Origin of the sequence: Pelotomaculum sp. FP (assembly GCF_004369245.1) — a bacterium.
In the GTDB taxonomy this organism is placed as follows: domain Bacteria; phylum Bacillota; class Desulfotomaculia; order Desulfotomaculales; family Pelotomaculaceae; genus Pelotomaculum_C; species Pelotomaculum_C schinkii.
Genome location: NZ_QFGB01000002.1, coordinates 14,411 through 32,259, shown reverse-complemented (window position 1 = coordinate 32,259; position 17,849 = coordinate 14,411). Strand labels below are relative to the sequence as shown.

General features: G+C 53.4%; 16 protein-coding genes. 15 read left to right on the top strand and 1 reads right to left on the bottom strand.

Annotated features, from left to right (window positions below; genetic code table 11):
* Nucleotides 1-85: 85 nt before the first annotated feature.
* Nucleotides 86-439 (bottom strand): hypothetical protein, encoded by a 354-nt coding sequence (locus tag Psfp_RS00945; RefSeq protein ID WP_134216681.1) that lies wholly within the window; start codon nt 437-439, stop codon nt 86-88.
* A gap of 176 nt (nt 440-615) precedes the next feature.
* On the opposite strand from Psfp_RS00945, the gene Psfp_RS00940 reads away from it, so the two are divergent.
* The 15 genes from Psfp_RS00940 to Psfp_RS00870 all read left to right on the top strand — a co-directional run bounded on the left by Psfp_RS00940 (nt 616) and on the right by Psfp_RS00870 (nt 17,838).
* Complete coding sequence (locus Psfp_RS00940; RefSeq protein WP_134216680.1) at nt 616-1,047, top strand: hypothetical protein; 432 nt, start codon at nt 616-618, stop codon at nt 1,045-1,047.
* 19 nt (nt 1,048-1,066) lie between these two features.
* Nucleotides 1,067-2,758 (top strand): sensor domain-containing diguanylate cyclase, encoded by a 1,692-nt coding sequence (locus Psfp_RS00935; RefSeq protein WP_134216679.1) that lies wholly within the window; start codon nt 1,067-1,069, stop codon nt 2,756-2,758.
* Nucleotides 2,759-2,799: 41 nt separating this feature from the next.
* Nucleotides 2,800-3,543 (top strand): ComF family protein, encoded by a 744-nt coding sequence (locus Psfp_RS00930; protein WP_134216678.1) that lies wholly within the window; start codon nt 2,800-2,802, stop codon nt 3,541-3,543.
* A gap of 183 nt (nt 3,544-3,726) precedes the next feature.
* On the top strand, nt 3,727-4,626 hold the full coding sequence (locus Psfp_RS00925; protein ID WP_192895219.1) for a stalk domain-containing protein: 900 nt from the start codon (nt 3,727-3,729) through the stop codon (nt 4,624-4,626).
* A 662-nt stretch (nt 4,627-5,288) separates the two neighbouring features.
* Nucleotides 5,289-5,492 carry a cold-shock protein gene (locus tag Psfp_RS00920; RefSeq protein ID WP_190259465.1) on the top strand — a complete coding sequence of 68 codons (204 nt, stop codon included), beginning with the start codon at nt 5,289-5,291 and terminating at the stop codon, nt 5,490-5,492.
* A 117-nt stretch (nt 5,493-5,609) separates the two neighbouring features.
* Entirely contained in the window at nt 5,610-6,128 is a 519-nt protein-coding gene (raiA, locus tag Psfp_RS00915) for a ribosome-associated translation inhibitor RaiA (protein WP_134216675.1), read from the top strand.
* Between the two features lie 379 nt (nt 6,129-6,507).
* Nucleotides 6,508-9,168: a preprotein translocase subunit SecA gene (gene secA / locus Psfp_RS00910; protein ID WP_134216674.1), complete on the top strand. Its 2,661-nt coding sequence runs from the start codon at nt 6,508-6,510 to the stop codon at nt 9,166-9,168.
* A gap of 22 nt (nt 9,169-9,190) precedes the next feature.
* Nucleotides 9,191-10,307, top strand: a protein-coding gene (prfB, locus tag Psfp_RS00905; RefSeq protein ID WP_134216673.1) for a peptide chain release factor 2 whose coding sequence is annotated in 2 segments (ribosomal slippage) — nt 9,191-9,259 and nt 9,261-10,307 — 1,116 coding nt in all. Because the reading frame shifts where the segments join, the coding sequence is not laid out codon by codon here.
* A gap of 630 nt (nt 10,308-10,937) precedes the next feature.
* A complete protein-coding gene (locus Psfp_RS00900; protein WP_134216672.1) occupies nt 10,938-11,774 on the top strand; it encodes a YitT family protein in 837 nt (278 codons plus the stop codon).
* Between the two features lie 206 nt (nt 11,775-11,980).
* Entirely contained in the window at nt 11,981-12,667 is a 687-nt protein-coding gene (gene ftsE / locus Psfp_RS00895; protein ID WP_134216824.1) for a cell division ATP-binding protein FtsE, read from the top strand.
* Nucleotides 12,645-13,544 (top strand): permease-like cell division protein FtsX, encoded by a 900-nt coding sequence (gene ftsX, locus Psfp_RS00890; RefSeq protein WP_348981094.1) that lies wholly within the window; start codon nt 12,645-12,647, stop codon nt 13,542-13,544. Before ftsE ends, ftsX begins: the two co-directional genes overlap by 23 nt.
* A 21-nt stretch (nt 13,545-13,565) precedes the next feature.
* On the top strand, nt 13,566-14,696 hold the full coding sequence (locus Psfp_RS00885; RefSeq protein ID WP_243120409.1) for a M23 family metallopeptidase: 1,131 nt from the start codon (nt 13,566-13,568) through the stop codon (nt 14,694-14,696).
* 248 nt (nt 14,697-14,944) lie between these two features.
* Nucleotides 14,945-16,108 (top strand): S41 family peptidase, encoded by a 1,164-nt coding sequence (locus Psfp_RS00880; protein ID WP_134216670.1) that lies wholly within the window; start codon nt 14,945-14,947, stop codon nt 16,106-16,108.
* Nucleotides 16,109-16,234: 126 nt separating this feature from the next.
* A complete protein-coding gene (locus Psfp_RS00875; RefSeq protein ID WP_243120420.1) occupies nt 16,235-17,497 on the top strand; it encodes a PDZ domain-containing protein in 1,263 nt (420 codons plus the stop codon).
* 149 nt (nt 17,498-17,646) lie between these two features.
* Nucleotides 17,647-17,838, top strand: coding sequence for a CooT family nickel-binding protein (locus tag Psfp_RS00870; RefSeq protein WP_134216668.1), 192 nt, complete (start codon nt 17,647-17,649; stop codon nt 17,836-17,838).
* Nucleotides 17,839-17,849 lie beyond the last annotated feature (11 nt).

The following is a 17,849-nucleotide window of genomic DNA, read 5'->3' as shown; positions in this document are numbered from 1 at the left end:
TCAATGCAGGTGGAGAATTAGCGCCTGCATTTTTATTTTAGATAGACATTTCAACTAACCCATAGTGAGTGCATTTTAGGTCGTGTCACGCCCTTGAAGATTGCCCCGGCAGGTTTGACGCAGGGCCTGCGGGGGGGCCGCCGGTTTTTTCTGAGTGCCGGGGGGAGTCAACCAGGGTAATGCTGTTTAAAATAATTTCTTCTTCAGCGGTTATCCTGCCGTTGCTGTAGTACCGGCGGCGAATTTCAGCCCGCGGGATGATCGCGCTAAGCTCATTGGTAGGCGGGAAAGTTGAGCAGCGGTTTATTTTAACCCGGATGCCCCCTATGGTGATTTCCAGTTGGTTTTCAATTTTGCCGTTCTGGCTGTCTCCGGCATGAGAAGACTTAACGTTTTTCTCCGGCTGTTTTTTTCTTCTAAAGGGGTTAAAGATAAACATGTTTAGCAATCCCTTTTTACCTAGCATATGGACGTGACAATCACGGTGTGAGGGAGAAAAAAAGTTCGTTCCATATGCCGCCATCGCGGTGCAAATTATTTCCTGCTTGCACCGAAATCACCCCCGGACCCCGTACTGCATAAGGTGCAGTAAAAAAAATCGGGGGGGGTAAGCCCGTGCATGTCTTTTTGCTGACACTGGCAATGCTGTTGCTGATAGGCGTTTGCTGCTTAAGCAAACGGGTGGAGCGATATCGTAAGTCGAGTAATGAAGCGGTCAGGCTCATAATCATGATGAAAGACCAGGAGCCATGGGTGGAGGGCTTTATGCGCAAACTCATTCGTTTCACAAGGGGGATGCCCTACCTGAAAATCCTGGTGGTTGACGACGGGTCCAGCGACCAAACGCGGGAAGTGCTGGCGCGCCTGCAAAGGGTCTATCCCTTTGGCCTTACCCACGAACGAAATGCTATGGAGGCGGAAAGGAACCCTGCCGGCGATCATTTTTTTGACACCAGAGGGCTGACCGGGAGCGCCCTGCTCAACGCGCCTGTATTTTGCCAACTTAAAGCTTTAAACGCAGGTAAATCCTCCGGTTTGTCGAAATAACCAGGCGAGGTGGATTTTCTTGCGCCCTAAAGAGGGTTTTTTCCATTTTACAACTAGCTGGCTGGTAGTGATCCTGGCGGTGTGGCAGCTCTGCCGCCTTTTCCCGTCCCTGGATTTAGACCAGACCGGTGAGCTGCTGGTAATTGTTTTTCTGGGAGTGCTGGCCGAATTGCTGGCCGTGTCCTTTCCGCACGGGCAGCTTTCGGGTTCCTTTACCTTGATCATAGCAACATTTTTGATTTACGGCCCGGCAGCCACGGCCTGGGTTAGCGGGCTTGCCACGGTTTTTGGTCAGGGCATTGCCAACCGGGGCAACCCCCTGCGTACCACACTTTTCAATACCGGACAGTACGTTCTGGCAGCGGTGTCCGCCGGCTGGGCTTTTTACTTATGCGGCGGCGCTCCGGGCATGGTCAGCCTGCCCAATGCCCTGCCCCTGATAGCTTTTACGGTCGCCTATATTGTTGTTAACCACCTGCTGGTATATTTGTATTTACTGCCGCAAAGGCGGTGTATGCCGCATCTGGCCTGGCTTGACACGATCAAGTGGGACGGGTTGACCTACCTCTTTACCGTGCCCCTGGGCCTGTTGGTCGCCATGATTTACCCGTTTGTCGGCATGGCCGGCGCGCTGATGCTCTTTTTTTCCGTACTGGGACTGCAGGTTATTCTACGTTTCTACGTGCGGCTCCAGGTTACCAATAAGGAACTTACAGCTTTTTATGAAACCGCGCGTTACCTGGAAGAAAACCCCGGCTCGGTTAAAATTCTCGAGCAAGTCCTGACCAACGCCAGGAAGGCTATTCACTACCATAGCGCGGCAGCCTACTTCCGGTCCGGCGAAAGGGATACTTACCTTCCGGCGGCCATTGACGGGCCATACGCTAAACAGCTTGGTTCCACGGCAGTTTACACCGGGGAGGGTATAACCGGGTCGGTAGTTGCCAACAGGGAGCCGGAAATCATTTACGATGCCAGGCTCGATCCCCGTACAAGGAGTGATACCGGCCTGTGCCAGGTGATGCGTTCGTTAATCGTGGCGCCGCTGTGTGCGGGGGGGGAAACCCTGGGAGTAGTGGTGCTGGGCGATAAGCGGCCGCTGGCCTTTGATCAAAACCACCTGCATATCGTGGCCGTACTGTGCAGCCAGGCAGCCGTGGCGGTTGAAAACTCCGTTTTGCATGACCGGTTGGGACAGGTGTTATCCCATGATACCCTCACCGGGCTGATCAATTTCAGCAGTTTTGCCGAACTGGCGGCAGAACTGTGTGATAGCGCTGGTGAGGCCGGGTATCCGGTGGGGATGGTCCTGGTGGACATAGACCGTTTTAAAAACTATAACCTGCGTTACGGGCGCCAGGCCGGGGAAAGGGTTCTGGCCGAACTGGCCGCGCTGGTTGAAGAGGACGCCCGCAGGGACGACCTGATTGCCCGCTACGGCGGGGACGAGTTTGTTCTCCTCCTGCCCGGCGCGGAGGGGGCGCGGTTGATGGGTATAGCAGAAGACTTGAGAGTAAGAGTTCGCGAGCATGCTTTCCGGCGTGCGGGGGGTGTGAGTACGAGGATTACCGTCAGTGTCGGATTGGCTGAATTTCCCCGGGACGCCGGGGACCTGACCGGCCTGCTGCTGGCCGGCCAGCGCGCCCTGGACAAGGCCAAGGAGGCTGGCGGGAACCGGGTCGTTGCAGCCGCCGTCTCCATTGTCGAGTAAATCGTAGCAAGCAGCAGTAAGCAGATGGAGGGAGACACTATTTGCTGACCATCTGGAAAGACCTGCTGGATTTGATTTTCCCTCGCAGGCCGGAATGTCCGTTTTGCGGCGCAGCCAGCCCAAGAGGAGAGCTCTGCGGCGGTTGCCTGGCTACTATGGGGAGCTATCATGGGGAACGGCCTTGCACCCGCTGTGGCCGGCTGGCTGAAAAGGGGGCGGCGCTAAGGCATAACGGCGCCGGACACCTTTGTTACGACTGCCGTAAAAGGGAGTGGCCCTTTACCCTGGCCCGGGCCGGCGGACCATATGAAGGGGTATTAAAAGAAGCTATCCACCGCTTCAAGTATGCCGGGCGCCGCAGCCTGGCCATCCACCTGGCGGCGCTGATGGTTGATGCGTACAGGTTGGAACCCCGCTACCAGACGGCCGGCCTTATTGTACCGGTGCCCCTGTCCAGGGAAAAGCTGCGCTTAAGGGGGTTCAACCAGGCAGAGCTGCTGGCTGTTGAGGTGGGCAGGGCGCTGGGTATGCCTGTTAACGGGAGTTGCCTGGTCAAGGACTTTGATACTCTTCCCCAGGCCGGGCTGAACCGGGTTGCCAGAGAATCTAACCTTAAAGGCGCGTTTAGCGTGAAGAGGCCTGATGTAATCCGGGATCAGGTGGTTTTAATCATTGACGACGTTTTCACCACCGGCAGCACCATGTCTGCGGCTGCGGCAGCACTAAGGCGGGCCGGGGCCAGGCAGGCGCTCGGCCTGACTGCGGCCACGGGCCGTTATATTTAAGGAGTTTAATAATCGGTGAACGATGGATATGTCTATAAACACAGGTTCAGGTACGCGCTGTGTGCGAGCCGGCCTATATGAGCAAAAAGACGATATCCATACGGCATGTTTTGCTTAATGTGAAAGCCTAAGAATAATCAAGCAATTATGATAAAAAGTGAGATTATAAGGGAGAAGATCAATTTGCGTAAATATTTTTTCGTCGTTATTATTCTGTATATACAGTTTTCCTTTGCCGGCTTTGCCCAAGCTGCGCCCCAGGTGGTTCTTGATGGGCAAACCCTCAGCTTCGATGTCCAACCAACTATTGAAAACGGCAGAACATTGGTCCCTCTCAGGACTATATTTGAAGCCCTGGGTGCGGAAGTCAATTGGGACGATACTACACAGACTGTGACAGCAAAAAAGGATCATACTGAATTAAAATTGGTTATAGGTGGTCAGGCATTTAAAAACGGCGCACCCGTTCACCTGGATGTTCCAGCGCAGGTGATAGACGGCAGGACTATGATACCGGCCCGGTTCGTCGCTGAGGCGTTGGGGGCAAATGTTGGTTGGGATGAAGCCGCGAACTCGGTACTTATTACAACCTCATCGGCCCCTGTATCTTCCACACCTGCAGGGCCGGCAGGTCTTAGCCGGGCCAATCCGTTACCGGCCGGCCAGAGTCTTATCACGCAAGACGGCTTACAGATAAGCGTCAAAGGGTGTATCCAGGGTACTGAGGCCTGGAAGATGGTTAAAAATGTAAATACATCTAACGAACCGCCTGAGGATGGGAAAAAGTATATTCTAATTTCCATAAACGTAAAAAATATTTCCGGCAAAAAATCGCCACTTGTTAATTCTTATGACTTCCAATTAGAGGGGCGCCTAGATGAAAATGAAGTATTTAGATCCTATCAAGCATCTGTTGAATTACCTGACAGCGGGCGCTTCAAGGAGCTGTACGGAGAAATATACAACGGGAAAGAAATTACCGGTGGGATTTGTTTCTATGTACCCGCAAATGAAAGTAGCTTTGTTTTAAAATGGTTGAAACCATCGGACCCTGCAAATTGGAGGTACTTTGAGGTGAAGTAAGATTAGCCCGGTGAGAGCAGTCCATCATAGAGGAAGCGGAACTTGCCTTTGAGACGTTTTGGAATATTCACCACCGGCAGCGCTATGTCTGCAGTTGCCGCAACTTTACGGCAGTAGAGGCCTGGCAGGTCCTGGGCTTGACTCGCGGCAACAGGTCGTTATATTTGAGGTTTCAGTATAAATAATGGCTTTCTACACCTGGTTTTTTACGAATCTGCAGTTTTTCACCACTAAGAGAAAACCAATCGCCAAGGGGTGTGTCCTTTTCGCCAGGACCTCCTGGCACAGGTGTTTGGGTGTTGCCCTTGAGGCATTCTTTTGTTTCAAATATTCTACAAGAAACGTGCCAGCGATTTACATATTATGACAAAACATTTTGTTCGTTAAGGAAGTATTCAACACTTCAGCTGTTGATTTTATAAGTTATTAACACGTTTATCCACATTATCCACAGGCTTTTCTTCACAAACACTGATCAACAAGGAATTTTTCGACATTCCATGGCCGGCATGCTTTACTTCAACCTGGTGTGATACCGTCGCCGTGATCCCGTCGATTTTAGAAACCAGGATCAATAGTGGCAACGCTTGACAATGATATTTTCCCTGTGATACTATTTCCTTAGTTAGGTTGAATGCTCGCAGTAACAAGCTTTAGGAGGTATGTTTGTGTTAGGTAAGGTCAAGTGGTTCAACCAGGAAAAGGGTTATGGTTTCATCGAGCGGGAGGATGGTGGAGATGTTTTTGTCCACTTCTCGGCGATTAATGAAGAAGGCTTTAAGACCTTAAACGAGGGTCAAAAGGTTGAATTTGATATCGTCGAAGGCGCGCGGGGGCCGCAGGCGGCCAACGTTGTTAAATTATAAATGTTCGCTACGCCCCAGCTAAAGCCTGGGGTTTTTGCTTCTCCGCCCTTATTTAGCAGGATTTTTTACTTGTTTGGGTAATAATATACTAATAGAGAGTGGAAGGAGTGTTGGTGGATGAACGTACAAGTACGCGGCCGGAACATTGAAGTCACGAGCGCATTAAAGGAATACGTCGGTAAGCGAGTCGGCAAGCTGGATAAATACATTGACAATCTGGGGGACGCCCAGGTGACCATGACGGTTGAAAAGGATTCGCACCGGATTGAAGTAACCATTCCCATTAACGGGATGATTTTGCGGGGGGAAGAATCAACCGGCGATATGTATGCCTCCATCGACCTGGTGGTGGAAAAGCTTGAGAAGCAGATTGGTAAATACAAGGGCAAGCTGCAAAAGAGGGGCGTCCGGTATGTCAACGACCAGCGGGTTCCGGCAGCGCTTGAGGAAGATACACCGAGGATGGTAAGGACCAAGCGCTTTGCCATCAAACCTATGCCGGTGGATGAGGCCGTTCTCCAGATGAACCTCTTGGGCCATAATTTCTTTGTGTTCTCCAATGCTGAGACAGAGCAGGTGAACGTAGTTTACAAACGCAAGGACGGTAACTACGGCCTGATCGAGCCTGAGTTTTAACCGGAAAATTATATCTTTACAACCTGTTGGAATCAGTAAGACTTTTCGGCGCGCCCTGGGGTGCGCCGTTCTTGGTCTCCCAAACATTGACGATTTCCAGTTGGATGAAGTATAATATTTGGATAGTTAATATAGTTAAACGTTTTGTGCCTGCCTCCTGTTTCCGGGAACTTCCTACATGGCTGGTTTTCCGGATGGAGGGGCGTTCAGGGTAGTTCACATAACGCTGGTGTGCCGCCGGCAAAGGATAAAGATATAACGTGCAGGCGCGATTTCAATCGCACCACAATTGTTGTTGAATTGCTCCGCGCGCCGTACTCTCTTATTAGGAATGAACTAAAGATGCTTTGACAGGATTTGCTGGAAAGAGGTGGTTTAAATGCTCGGGTTTATAAAGAACTGGCTTGATGATAATGCCCGCGAGGTCAAAAAGCTGCAGCGGGTCGTGGATGAAACCAATCAGCATGAACCTGCCATGATGCGTTTATCGGAGGACGAGCTTAAGGCCATGACCCCGGCTTTTAAGGCCAGGCTGGAGCGGGGGGAAACGCTGGACGAGATCCAGCCCGAGGCCTTTGCCGTAGTGCGGGAGGCTTCCCGGCGGGTGCTGGGAATGAGGCATTTTGACGTCCAGCTGATGGGCGGCATGGTGCTGCATCAGGGCCGCATCGCCGAAATGAGGACCGGTGAAGGAAAAACCCTGGTGGCCACATTGCCGGTTTACTTGAACGCCCTGACCGGCAAAGGGGTCCACGTGGTTACGGTGAACGACTACCTGGCCCGCCGCGACAGCGAGTGGATGGGCCAGATTTACCGCTACCTGGGTTTAAGTGTGGGACTGATCGTACACGGGCTGGACTGGAATGAGCGCAGGCGTTCTTACCTTTCCGATGTCACCTACGGGACCAACAACGAGTTTGGTTTTGACTACCTGCGTGACAATATGGCCCATCACCCGGACCACCTGGTCCAGCGGGAACTCAACTACGCCATCGTGGACGAGGTGGACAGCATCCTCGTCGACGAGGCCAGGACTCCTCTGATTATCTCCGGCCAGGCGGAGAAATCGAACGACCTGTACTATACTTTTGCGAAGATTGTGCCGCGGCTAAGCCGTGATGTAGACTACAACGTGGATGAAAAGGCCCACAGCGCCACGATCACCGAGTCCGGAGTGGCCAAGGTGGAGAAAATCCTCGGCGTGGAAAACCTGTATGATGATAAAAATATCGAGCTGACCCACCATTTAAACCAGGCTCTTAAGGCTCACGGGCTGATGAAGAGGGATAAGGACTACGTGGTGAAGGACGGCGAGGTCATTATCGTCGACGAGTTTACCGGCCGGCTGATGTTCGGGCGCCGTTACAGCGATGGACTGCACCAGGCTATTGAAGCGAAGGAGGGCGTCAAGATCGAGCGGGAGTCCCAGACCCTGGCAACGATCACCTTCCAGAATTACTTCAGGATGTACGATAAACTGGCCGGTATGACCGGTACCGCGGAAACCGAGGAACAGGAGTTTAAAAAGATTTACGGCCTGGACGTGGTGGTCGTTCCGACCAATAAGCCGATGATCCGTAAAGATTTGTCCGACGTGATCTATAAAACGGAGCAGGCCAAGTTCCGCGCGGTGGTCGATGAGATCGCCGAGCGTCACGCCAAGGGCCAGCCGGTCCTGGTCGGCACCATCTCGATTGAAAAATCAGAAGTCTTAAGCGGTATGCTGAAGCGAAAAGGTATTCCCCACCAGGTCCTCAACGCCAAGTACCACGATAAAGAGGCCGAGATCGTGGCCCAAGCCGGGCGGCTCGGCGCCGTAACCATTGCCACCAACATGGCCGGACGCGGTACCGACATCGTGCTGGGCGGCAACCCCGAGTTTCTGGCCCGCCAGGAGCTAAGAAAGCAGGAACATAATTTCGAAACAGCGGGTGAACTCACGGGCGCTCCGGCCGAAACAGATGAACAGGCTTATCAGTCCTTGCTTGAGAAATACCAGCGGCAGACTGAAGAGGAACGGCAGCGCGTGGTGGCGCTTGGCGGCCTGCACATCTTTGGGACCGAGCGCCATGAAAGCAGGCGGATTGACAACCAGCTGCGCGGCCGTTGCGGGCGGCAGGGCGATCCCGGCTCCACCCAGTTCTACAGCTCTCTGGAAGATGACCTGATGCGCCTGTTCGGTTCGGATAATATTTCGGGTATCATGGACCGTCTCGGCATTGAAGAGGACGTGCCGATCGAGCACAGCATGATCACCAAGTCAATCGAGACAGCCCAGAAGCGTGTGGAGAACCGCAACTTCGACACCCGCAAGCACGTACTCGAGTACGACGACGTAATGAACCAGCAGCGGGAACTGATCTACGCCCAGCGGCGCCAAGTCCTTACCGGAGAGAATTTGAAAGACAATATCCGGGACATGATTGAAAGCTGCGTCCAGCGGGCTGTTGGAAACTATGCCCCGGAGGGGGTTATACCCGAGGAATGGGATTTAAAAGGACTCCTGGAATATGCCGAACAGTATTTCCTGCCCGGCCACACGTTTACCCCGGATGACCTGGAAGACATGGGCCGCAACGAACTGCAGGAATTCCTGGTGGAAAAGTCACGTGAGGCTTATGAGGCCAGGGAAGAGGAACTTGGTCCGGAAACCATGCGGGAGATTGAGCGGGCGGTCATGCTCCGCATTGTTGACGAAAAGTGGATGGACCACCTGGACGCCATGGACCAGCTGCGTGAGGGTATCAACCTCCGTGCCTACGGACAGAAGGACCCCCTCATTGAGTACAAGTTTGAAGGCTACGAGATGTTCCAAAACATGATCGATACCATCCAGGACGAGGTGGTCCGCTACATTTTCCGGGTGAACCTGGTTCGGCCCCAGCAGGAAAAAGCCCGCCAGGTGGTGGAAAACCGCTATGCGGAAGAGGGACAGAAACAACCGGCCCGCCGGGAAGACAAAGTGGGAAGGAATGACCCGTGCCCCTGCGGCAGCGGTAAGAAGTACAAGAAGTGCTGCGGCCGGGCGGCAGCGGTTTAAATAGCAAAAAGGTAGGTGTGCCATGTTTTCAGAATTAAAACGGGACCTGGAGCCCCTTGGCAGACGAGTTGAAGATTTGAGGGTTTCTCTTTGACATAGCTGAAAAAGGGAACGAAATCGAGCGTTTGGAAAAGCAAATGCTGGACGGGGGTTTTTGGGACGAACCCGAAAAGGCCCAGAAGGTGGTCCAGCAGGTGTCGGCATTGCGGGATAAGGTCGCTGTCTTTGAGACGCTGGCCAGAGACTTTGAGGAATTGGAAATACTTTGTGAACTCGGCGAGGAGGCTGATGACCAGGAAATCGCCGCGGAAGTAGAGGAGGGGCTTAACGCTGTCCAGCAAAGGGTAGCGGATTTGGAACTGGCCGTGCTCCTGAACGGGCCTTACGACCGTGGCAATGCTATCCTGGCCCTGCACGCGGGGGCCGGGGGCACCGAGGCGCAGGACTGGGTTGAAATGCTCCTGCGCATGTACAGCCGGTGGGCCGAGCGGCGCCGCTTCAAGGTGGAAATCCTGGATCTGCTGCCGGGAGATGAGGCCGGTACCAAGAGCGCCACCATCGAGGTCAGCGGTCCCAATGCCTACGGTTATCTCCGTTCGGAAAAAGGAGTGCACCGGCTGGTGCGGATTTCCCCCTTTGACGCGGCCGGACGCCGCCATACCTCTTTCGCATCCGTGGATGTCCTGCCTGAGGCGGAAGATGACGTAGAGGTAGAGATTAACCCGGAAGATTTAAAGATTGACACCTTTCGTTCCGGCGGAGCGGGAGGCCAGCACGTTAACAAGACTGATTCGGCGGTACGGATTACCCATCTCCCTACGGGGATAGTGGTGAACTGCCAGAATGAACGCTCCCAGATCTCCAACCGTCTGGCGGCCATGAAGATGCTCAGGGCCAAACTGATCGATATTGAGCTGCGCAAGAAAGAGGCTGAAATTGCCGCCCTGCGCAGTGACCAGCAGGAAATAGCCTGGGGCAGCCAGATCAGGTCCTATGTTTTTCACCCGTACAGCCTGGTCAAGGACCACCGTACCGGGGAAGAAGTGGGCAATGTCAATGCGGTAATGGACGGTGAAATAGACTCCTTCATCTCCGCCTACCTGAGGGAAAAGGCCCGCGGCGCGAGTAATAAAATATAGCTGTTGGAAGAAGCTCCTGCGGGAGCTTCTTTTTTTTACGGGAAATTTAAAGAACAACTGGTTCTCAAAAAGCCTCTGGGGTAGTGGGTTTGGGGTTATCCTCCGCTCTCTTCGCAATTCTACATTTGAGCAACAAGAGCGTCATATCGACTGAGCAACAAGAGCGTCATATCGACCGCATCTACAGACAGCCATCCGCTGGCTACGCGCTATTTAGGCTTTACTGCAAGCAACGCACGCGCTACGGAACGCACCCAGGTGCAGGCTTATACTGCATTTCTTACCGGTCAGTCGTAGGGCGTAGGCTTATACTGACTTGTATCTGGGTCAGGCGTAGGGTGTAAGGTTATTAAAAAAGGTAGGTAGATGATCTCGTGCTATTATTTTTTACGCCTTATGCCTTACGGCCTACGACTATTTTTAACCCCAAACCCGCAAGTTAGGTCTTTTCGGGAACAGGTTTTGTGATAAGTAAAAAAGGCAGTTCTGTGTTCTGACGTTCTCGAAAAGCCTCTGAGGTAGTGGGCTTGGGGTTAGGACTCCCAAGTCATTGTCTAAAAATATGCTTTTCTCCACATGATAAAGTTTAGGTTGCTGACAGTAAGTTCATCTATGCGGGATGGAGCCTTGATGAAAACAGTCTACGAGATTGCGGGAGTAACTCTAGGAGTTCTGCTGGTCGCCCTGGGACTGGATATGTTCCTGATCCCCAACAAAATCGCGGCCGGGGGTGTCAGCGGTATCGCCACCATTCTTCATTATCTGGTCGGGGCGCCGGTGGGGGCCGCCATCCTCGCTCTGAACATACCTCTCTTTGCCATGGGTATTTACCGCCTGGGACTTCGTTTTGGCTTTCGTTCCCTGTATGGCACAATCACGCTTTCACTGGCTGTGGACCTGCTGGCCCCGGCCTTGCCGGTACCAACCAATGATATCCTGCTGGCCAGCCTTTTCGGGGGAGTTCTGACGGGGTTAGGTATGGGCCTTGTATTCAGACACAGGGGGACTACCGGGGGCACCGACCTGGCAGCTGCGGTCCTGCGCACATATACCGGGGTAAACATCGGTCAACTGCTGTTCCTGGTGGACGGCGCCGTGGTTTTAGCAGCGGGGGTTGCCTTTCGTTCGGCAGAGTTGGCCATGTATGCCCTGATCACAATATTTATCACCGCCTGGCTGATTGACGTGGTGCAGGAAGGGATCAGCTATGCCAAGGCCTTCCTGATTATCTCCGAACGTCCGGACGAGATAGCTGAGGCGATCCTGGCCGGCCTGGACCGGGGAGCAACCGCCTGGCCCGCCCAAGGTGTCTATACCGGTGCCCGGAGGGAGGTCCTGCTTTCGGTAGTCGACCGTGCGGAGGTTACCCGTCTCAAGGAAATTGTGCATGGGGTGGACCCGCGAGCCTTTGTAATTCTGGCTGATGTGCACGAGGTCCTCGGCGAGGGTTTTAAGGAGTACAAGTAAGCTTTGAGATTTTTCATTTTCTGCCTTTTTGAGAAGGATTATCACAATATCCGTCGAATACCTAAGTCGAATATCCATGTGATATGTAGAGCGCCGTCGCCAAGCGTACAGATCAGGCGCCTTATATCATAAAAATTTTAGCGCTGGTAAACACCGCCATTTACAGACGAGCAAAAAGCCAGTGAATGAAAAGCGAGGTGCGGCGGTTGATCCAGTTGTACAATGTGACCAAGACTTACGACAATGGAGTTAAGGCTCTTTCAGACGTGACCCTGCGTATACACAAGGGTGAATTTGTTTTTCTGGTTGGTCCCAGCGGGGCCGGTAAATCGACTCTTACCAAACTGCTTTACCGGGAGGTACTGCCCAGCCGCGGCCAGATCATTTTAGACGGCAAAAGCCTGGTGCGCATGCGGCCGGGTGAAGTTCCCTACCTGCGCCGCAAAATCGGGATGATATTTCAAGACTTCCGCCTGCTCCCCCAGAAAACCGTATTCGAGAACGTGGCGTTTGCCCTTGAGGTAATAGGAGCCGCGCGGCGGGACATTAAAAGGTCGGTTCCAACGGTGCTTTCCATGGTGGGGTTGGACGCCAAGGCCGATGTTTTCCCCCAGCACCTCTCGGGTGGTGAACAGCAGCGGGTTTCCATCGCGCGGGCTATCGTTAATAACCCTTTTTTAATTATCGCCGACGAGCCTACGGGGAACCTGGACCCGGAAACCTCCTGGGAGCTGATGAACCTGCTTTTGGACATCAACCTTCGCGGCACCACCATCATTATGGCCACCCATGCCTGGGATATCGTAGACTCCTTGAAAAAACGGGTAATTGAGCTGGCCGGCGGCAAGCTGGTGCGGGACGAGAAAGAAGGTGCTTACCGCTGTGAGGCTTAGCACAATAAAATATTATTTTCGCGAAGCCTTCCAGTCGGTTTTGCGCAACAGTTGGCTGTCATTAGCCTCAATTGGGGTCGTTGCCGTGTCCCTGTTAATTTTGGGCAGTTCCCTTTTGCTGGTGCTGAACGCCAACAACATCGCAGCCAATTTGGAATCCAGTGTTGAAATATCCGTATTTTTAAAAGATGAGACGAGCTCCGACCAGATCAAGGAACTGGAAAACCGGATCAAGGGCCAGCCTGAAGTGGCTGAAGTTCATTTTGTCTCCAAGGCGCAAGCCCTGGAAGAAATGAAAAAAAACCTTGGCGACAACCAGGATGTCCTGGCCGGGCTGGAGGAAAAGAACCCCTTGCCGGATGCTTTACGCATCAAAACCATCTCTGTTGAACAGGTGGAGCCCCTGGCCCGCCAACTGGAATCCTTCGAACAGGTGGACCAGGTGCGGTACGGGCAAGGGGTAGTGGAAAAGCTACTGGCCCTCAGCAAGTGGGTGCGGACCGCCGGTTTGGTGACCATGCTCCTGTTGGGGATTGCGGCGGTTTTCCTGATTGCCACCACCATCCGCCTTTCTGTTTTTGCCAGGCGCAAAGAAATAGGGATTATGAAGATGCTGGGGGCCACCAACTGGTTTGTGCGCTTCCCCTTTCTGCTGGAAGGAATGTTTCTGGGACTGACCGGCTCTTTACTGGCCGTTATCGCCGTATATTTTGGGTATCTCTCATTGATCGACAGAATTGAGATATCCCTGCCTTTTTTCCAACTGGTTAGTGACCGCAGCGTGCTTGTTCCCCTTGTAGAGGCTTTGCTGGGCCTGGGCCTGGGGATCGGGGTGGCCGGCAGTATGATCAGTTTGCGTAAGTTTTTAAACGCCTAAAAAGAATCAGGAGTGATTGATGTGGCCGCGGGTTTGATTAAGAAGAGGGTATTGCCGATGGCGCTGGCGCTGGTTTTTCTACTGGGGGCCGGTATCGCCTTTGGCGACGAACTGGAAGACCGGCTGCAACAAACCAGGACGCAGTTGGAGCAGAAAAGAGTCGAGACCAATAAGGCCAGAGGTGTGGTAAGTGATTATACCAGCCAGGTAGCGTATCTTAACCAGTCAATCAATGAAAAAAACTTAAAAATCAACGAGCTTGAGGTAAGCCTGGAACAGGTCAGGAATAACCTGGCCAGGACCGAGAAAGAGCTCGAAGAGGCCGAGGTTAGGCTCAACCAGAGTACCGAACTGCTTAACAAACGTGTGCGCAACATTTATGAGGCGGGCAATGTCAGTTATATGGAGGTACTATTTGAGTCCAAGGACTTTAGTGACTTTGTAAACCGCTTTGAACTGCTGAGAAGGGTGATCCAGCAGGACGTCTCCACTATTGACCTGGTCAAAGCAGACCGTGAAAAGTTGAACACCAAAAAGGAAGAACAGGATCAACAGCAAAAAGAACTCCAGTCGCTGATAGCGGAACAGGAATCCGCCCGCCAGGAACTGGCCATGAAACAGGGGGAGAAAAATGCTCTTTTGAGCCAGGCCAAGGATAATATGTGGGACCTCGAGGCAGAGGCCGCCCGGCTGGAGGCGCAGGAACAAGAAATCCTGAGAGAGATAGCCCGAAACCAATCCAATCCTGACCGGCCGCAATCCGAGGGCCCTTTTGCGTGGCCGGTACCCAGTTGCAGCTCGATATCCTCCTATTTCGGGCCCCGTGTCCATCCCATCCTTGGGACCAGCCGCATGCACAACGGAATTGATATCCCGGGCAACTACGGAGCCGCGGTGGTGGCGGCACAGGACGGTACCGTCATCGACGTGGGTTCCATGGACGGTTACGGCAATGTTGTGATGATTGACCACGGCGGCGGCCTGACCACACTTTATTCCCACCTGTCCGCCCAACTGGTGAGCTACGGGCAGGAAGTCAGGAAAGGCGACACTATCGCCAAGATAGGCAGCACAGGTCTTTCCACCGGGCCGCACCTGGATTTCTCAGTGCGGGTGAACGGGAACCCGGTGAACCCGCTCAATTATTTTTAGTGTAAATTAGCCTTGTAAGGTTGAAATGGGAGGGCCGGACCAAAGCCGGCCCTTTCATAATATAATGCTCGGGATGTCAGGCGGTTATGCCCTGCCGGATTACCGCCCGACAGGATGAGGCCGCCGCTTCCAGGGTGGTTTTTATTTTGCAAGAACAAAATATTAAGCGCGCGGGCTTGATATTGGACATGTTTACCAGATTGTAGTAGTATAATAACGTATGTACAAAGATAGGGCGGTGCATCTATTTGGAATCTAAGCAATCCTTCTTCAGGGGCAGGGGCGGCAGGCTCTTTTCGGTCCTGGCGGTTTTGATAGTGATCGTTTTTCTGGCCGGGGGAATTCTTCTGGCCACCAATTACAAACACCTGGGCAACCTGGTGAAGGTGGTTACCCTGGTCCGGACGCAGTACCTCCAGACGGTTGACACGACCCAGTTGGTGGACGGCGCCATTAAAGGGATGGTGGGTTCTTTAAACGACCCCTACTCGGTTTATCTGGACCCTAAAACTTATGCCCAGCTTCATGAGCAGATTAAGGGGTCCTTTGGGGGGTTGGGCATTCTGGTGGGAATCAAAGATCAGTACCTGACGGTGGTCAGAGCCTATAAGGGTACACCGGCTGCTAAAGCAGGCATTGTTGCCGGAGACGTCATCACTAAAATCGATGACCGTGACGCCAGAGGGATTGATTTGGAAACAGCGATCAGCCTCATGCGCGGGGAAGTGGGCTCTAAAGTGACTCTAACCATTGACCGGAAAGAAACGACTGAGCCCCTACAGTTCACCAGAGAGTTAATCCGGGAGGAAATCAGCGTTCCCACGGTAGAGAGCCAGGTACTCCCCGGCACGGCTATTGGCTATGCTGTGGTCAGCCAGTTTACCGAGCACACCTCCGATGAGATGAAGGAAAACCTGGCCAAGCTGCAAAAAGAGCAGGTTAAAGGACTAATTTTGGATCTCAGGGACAACCCCGGCGGGGAGCTTATCGCCGCGGTTAACGTAGCCAAGAATTTTATCCCGAAGGGCCCCATTGTCTTTATCGACTACCGTTTTGGCAGGGATCAGGAGTTCTCTTCCGAGGGCCGGACGGCCCAGCTTCCCCTGATCGTGTTAATTAACGGGGGCAGCGCCAGCGCGGCGGAGATTCTGGCCGGGGCGGTAAAAGACACCGGCGCGGGGACTCTGGTCGGCGTCAAAACTTTCGGCAAGGGGATTGTGCAAACCGTATTTCCCCTCGATAACGGGGCCGGGTTGAAACTTACCACAGCCCGCTACCTCACGCCCAACCGCAACGACATCCATGAAATAGGCATCCAGCCGGACGTGCTGGTGCAACCGGAGGAGAATAGTGTCCTTGACGTACAGCTTGACCGGGCTGTTGAATTAATGAAGCAAAAGATTGCGGGATAAATACTTTTACGGCCGTGGGTTTCCCCGCGGCTTTTTAACATGACCTGAAGTCAGTACTCGCTGCTTGTGATAAATTTAGGAGCACTTATTTTCAGGGTTGAATATTTTTGCCTGAGCTTGGATGAGGTGAAGGAGTTGTTTCCCTTCCTGCTGATAATCCCGCTAATCCTGCAAGCTTTTCTCGGCGCCTTTATGGACCCGCAGTTTTTATCTATTTTCCTGGTGGTAATGGTCTTAATCGCCGTTCAGTACAGACGTATGGAAAAAGTACGGGAAAGCTTTTTCGGGCGGGGCGCCGGGCGGATCTTCCCCAGTACCCTGGTTGCCGCCGGCTTTGGGCTGCTGGGGGGGTTGGCCGGCAGCATAGTGATGGTTGTAATTGGCCTGACGCTTTCCGAATCCGGGCTGATTTACCTGTGGCCGGTGGCAATTTTGTTGATGCTGATCAATATGCGGTTTTTGTGCTTTTCCTACGCCGGCGGGGTGTTGGCGCTGTCCAACCTGACCCTGGGTTTTCCTGATATTAACGTGCCGCAGATTATAGCCCTGGTTGCCGTGCTGCATATGGTGGAGAGTTTTTTAATCCTGGCCAGCGGGCACCTGGGGGCGGTTCCGGCATACATCAAAGGGCATGGCGGTAAGGTTACCGGTGGGTTTACGCTGCAAAAATTCTGGCCTATTCCTATAGTTGTACTGGCGGTTGTGACCGGCGGCACGGTAGAAAACGGTATCAATATGCCGGAATGGTGGCCGCTGCTCAAGACGGGTGTGCCAGGCAATCCTCAGGACCTGATCTATGCGCTGCTGCCTGTGGTGGCGGGCCTTGGTTACGGTGACATCGCCACGGCCAGGAGCCCTCAGGAAAAAAGCCGTCTCACCGCTCTATTTCTTGGCGCCTACAGCCTGACCCTGCTGGTCTTGGCGGTACTGGCCCAGCATAGTGAGACATTGGCGCTGGCTGCGGCAGTATTCTCATTTTTGGGCCACGAGGCGGTTATTTTTGCCGGCCGGAGGATTGAAATCGTGAAGCCCCCCTTGTACGTGCCGCCTGAAAAGGGAGTCAGGCTGCTTGACGTGCAACCCGGGGGGGCCGCCTGGCAGGCGGGTTTGCGTTCCGGAGATGTAATCCTGGCTTTGAACGGCGAAACGGTGGCTGGCCGCGACGCTTTATTCCAGCGCCTGAAAGGGACATTTTGCCCCGTAACGGTAGATTACTTCAGCCACACGTCAAGAGAACCCCGGCGGGCCACCATCCGGCCGCCCGTTCAGGGGTTGAACTGGGGTCTGCTTCCGGTACCAGGGGAGGATGAGGACCAGTACGTCGAAATGATGACGACCGGGCCGTTGGGGCGGTGGCTGCAGCAATGGTGGGGTAAAATTAGAAGTTGACACATTTAAAAAGATGGGGATATAATCATCACAGAGGCAGGCCAAGGAGGCCTGGACAGGGTTGACATCAGGTTGAAAAACAAAGCCACGAAGGCTCTGTCCCACCTGGGATATACCTTGGTGGTTTTTTTCAAGGGAGGTGTGCTTTGATGTGCGAGGCGAATGCTTACCTGAGAAAGCAGGGCGAAGAAGATGAACTGTTCCTGGAGATGGTTGACCGTGTACTTCCCCACGAAGATGGCCTGATGCTGGAGGATATCTTTGGCAAAAGGAAAATGATCAAGGCCAAGATCGTGGAGCTGGCTCTGGTAGACCACAAGATCATCCTGGAGCGGGCATAACAGGCGGACTT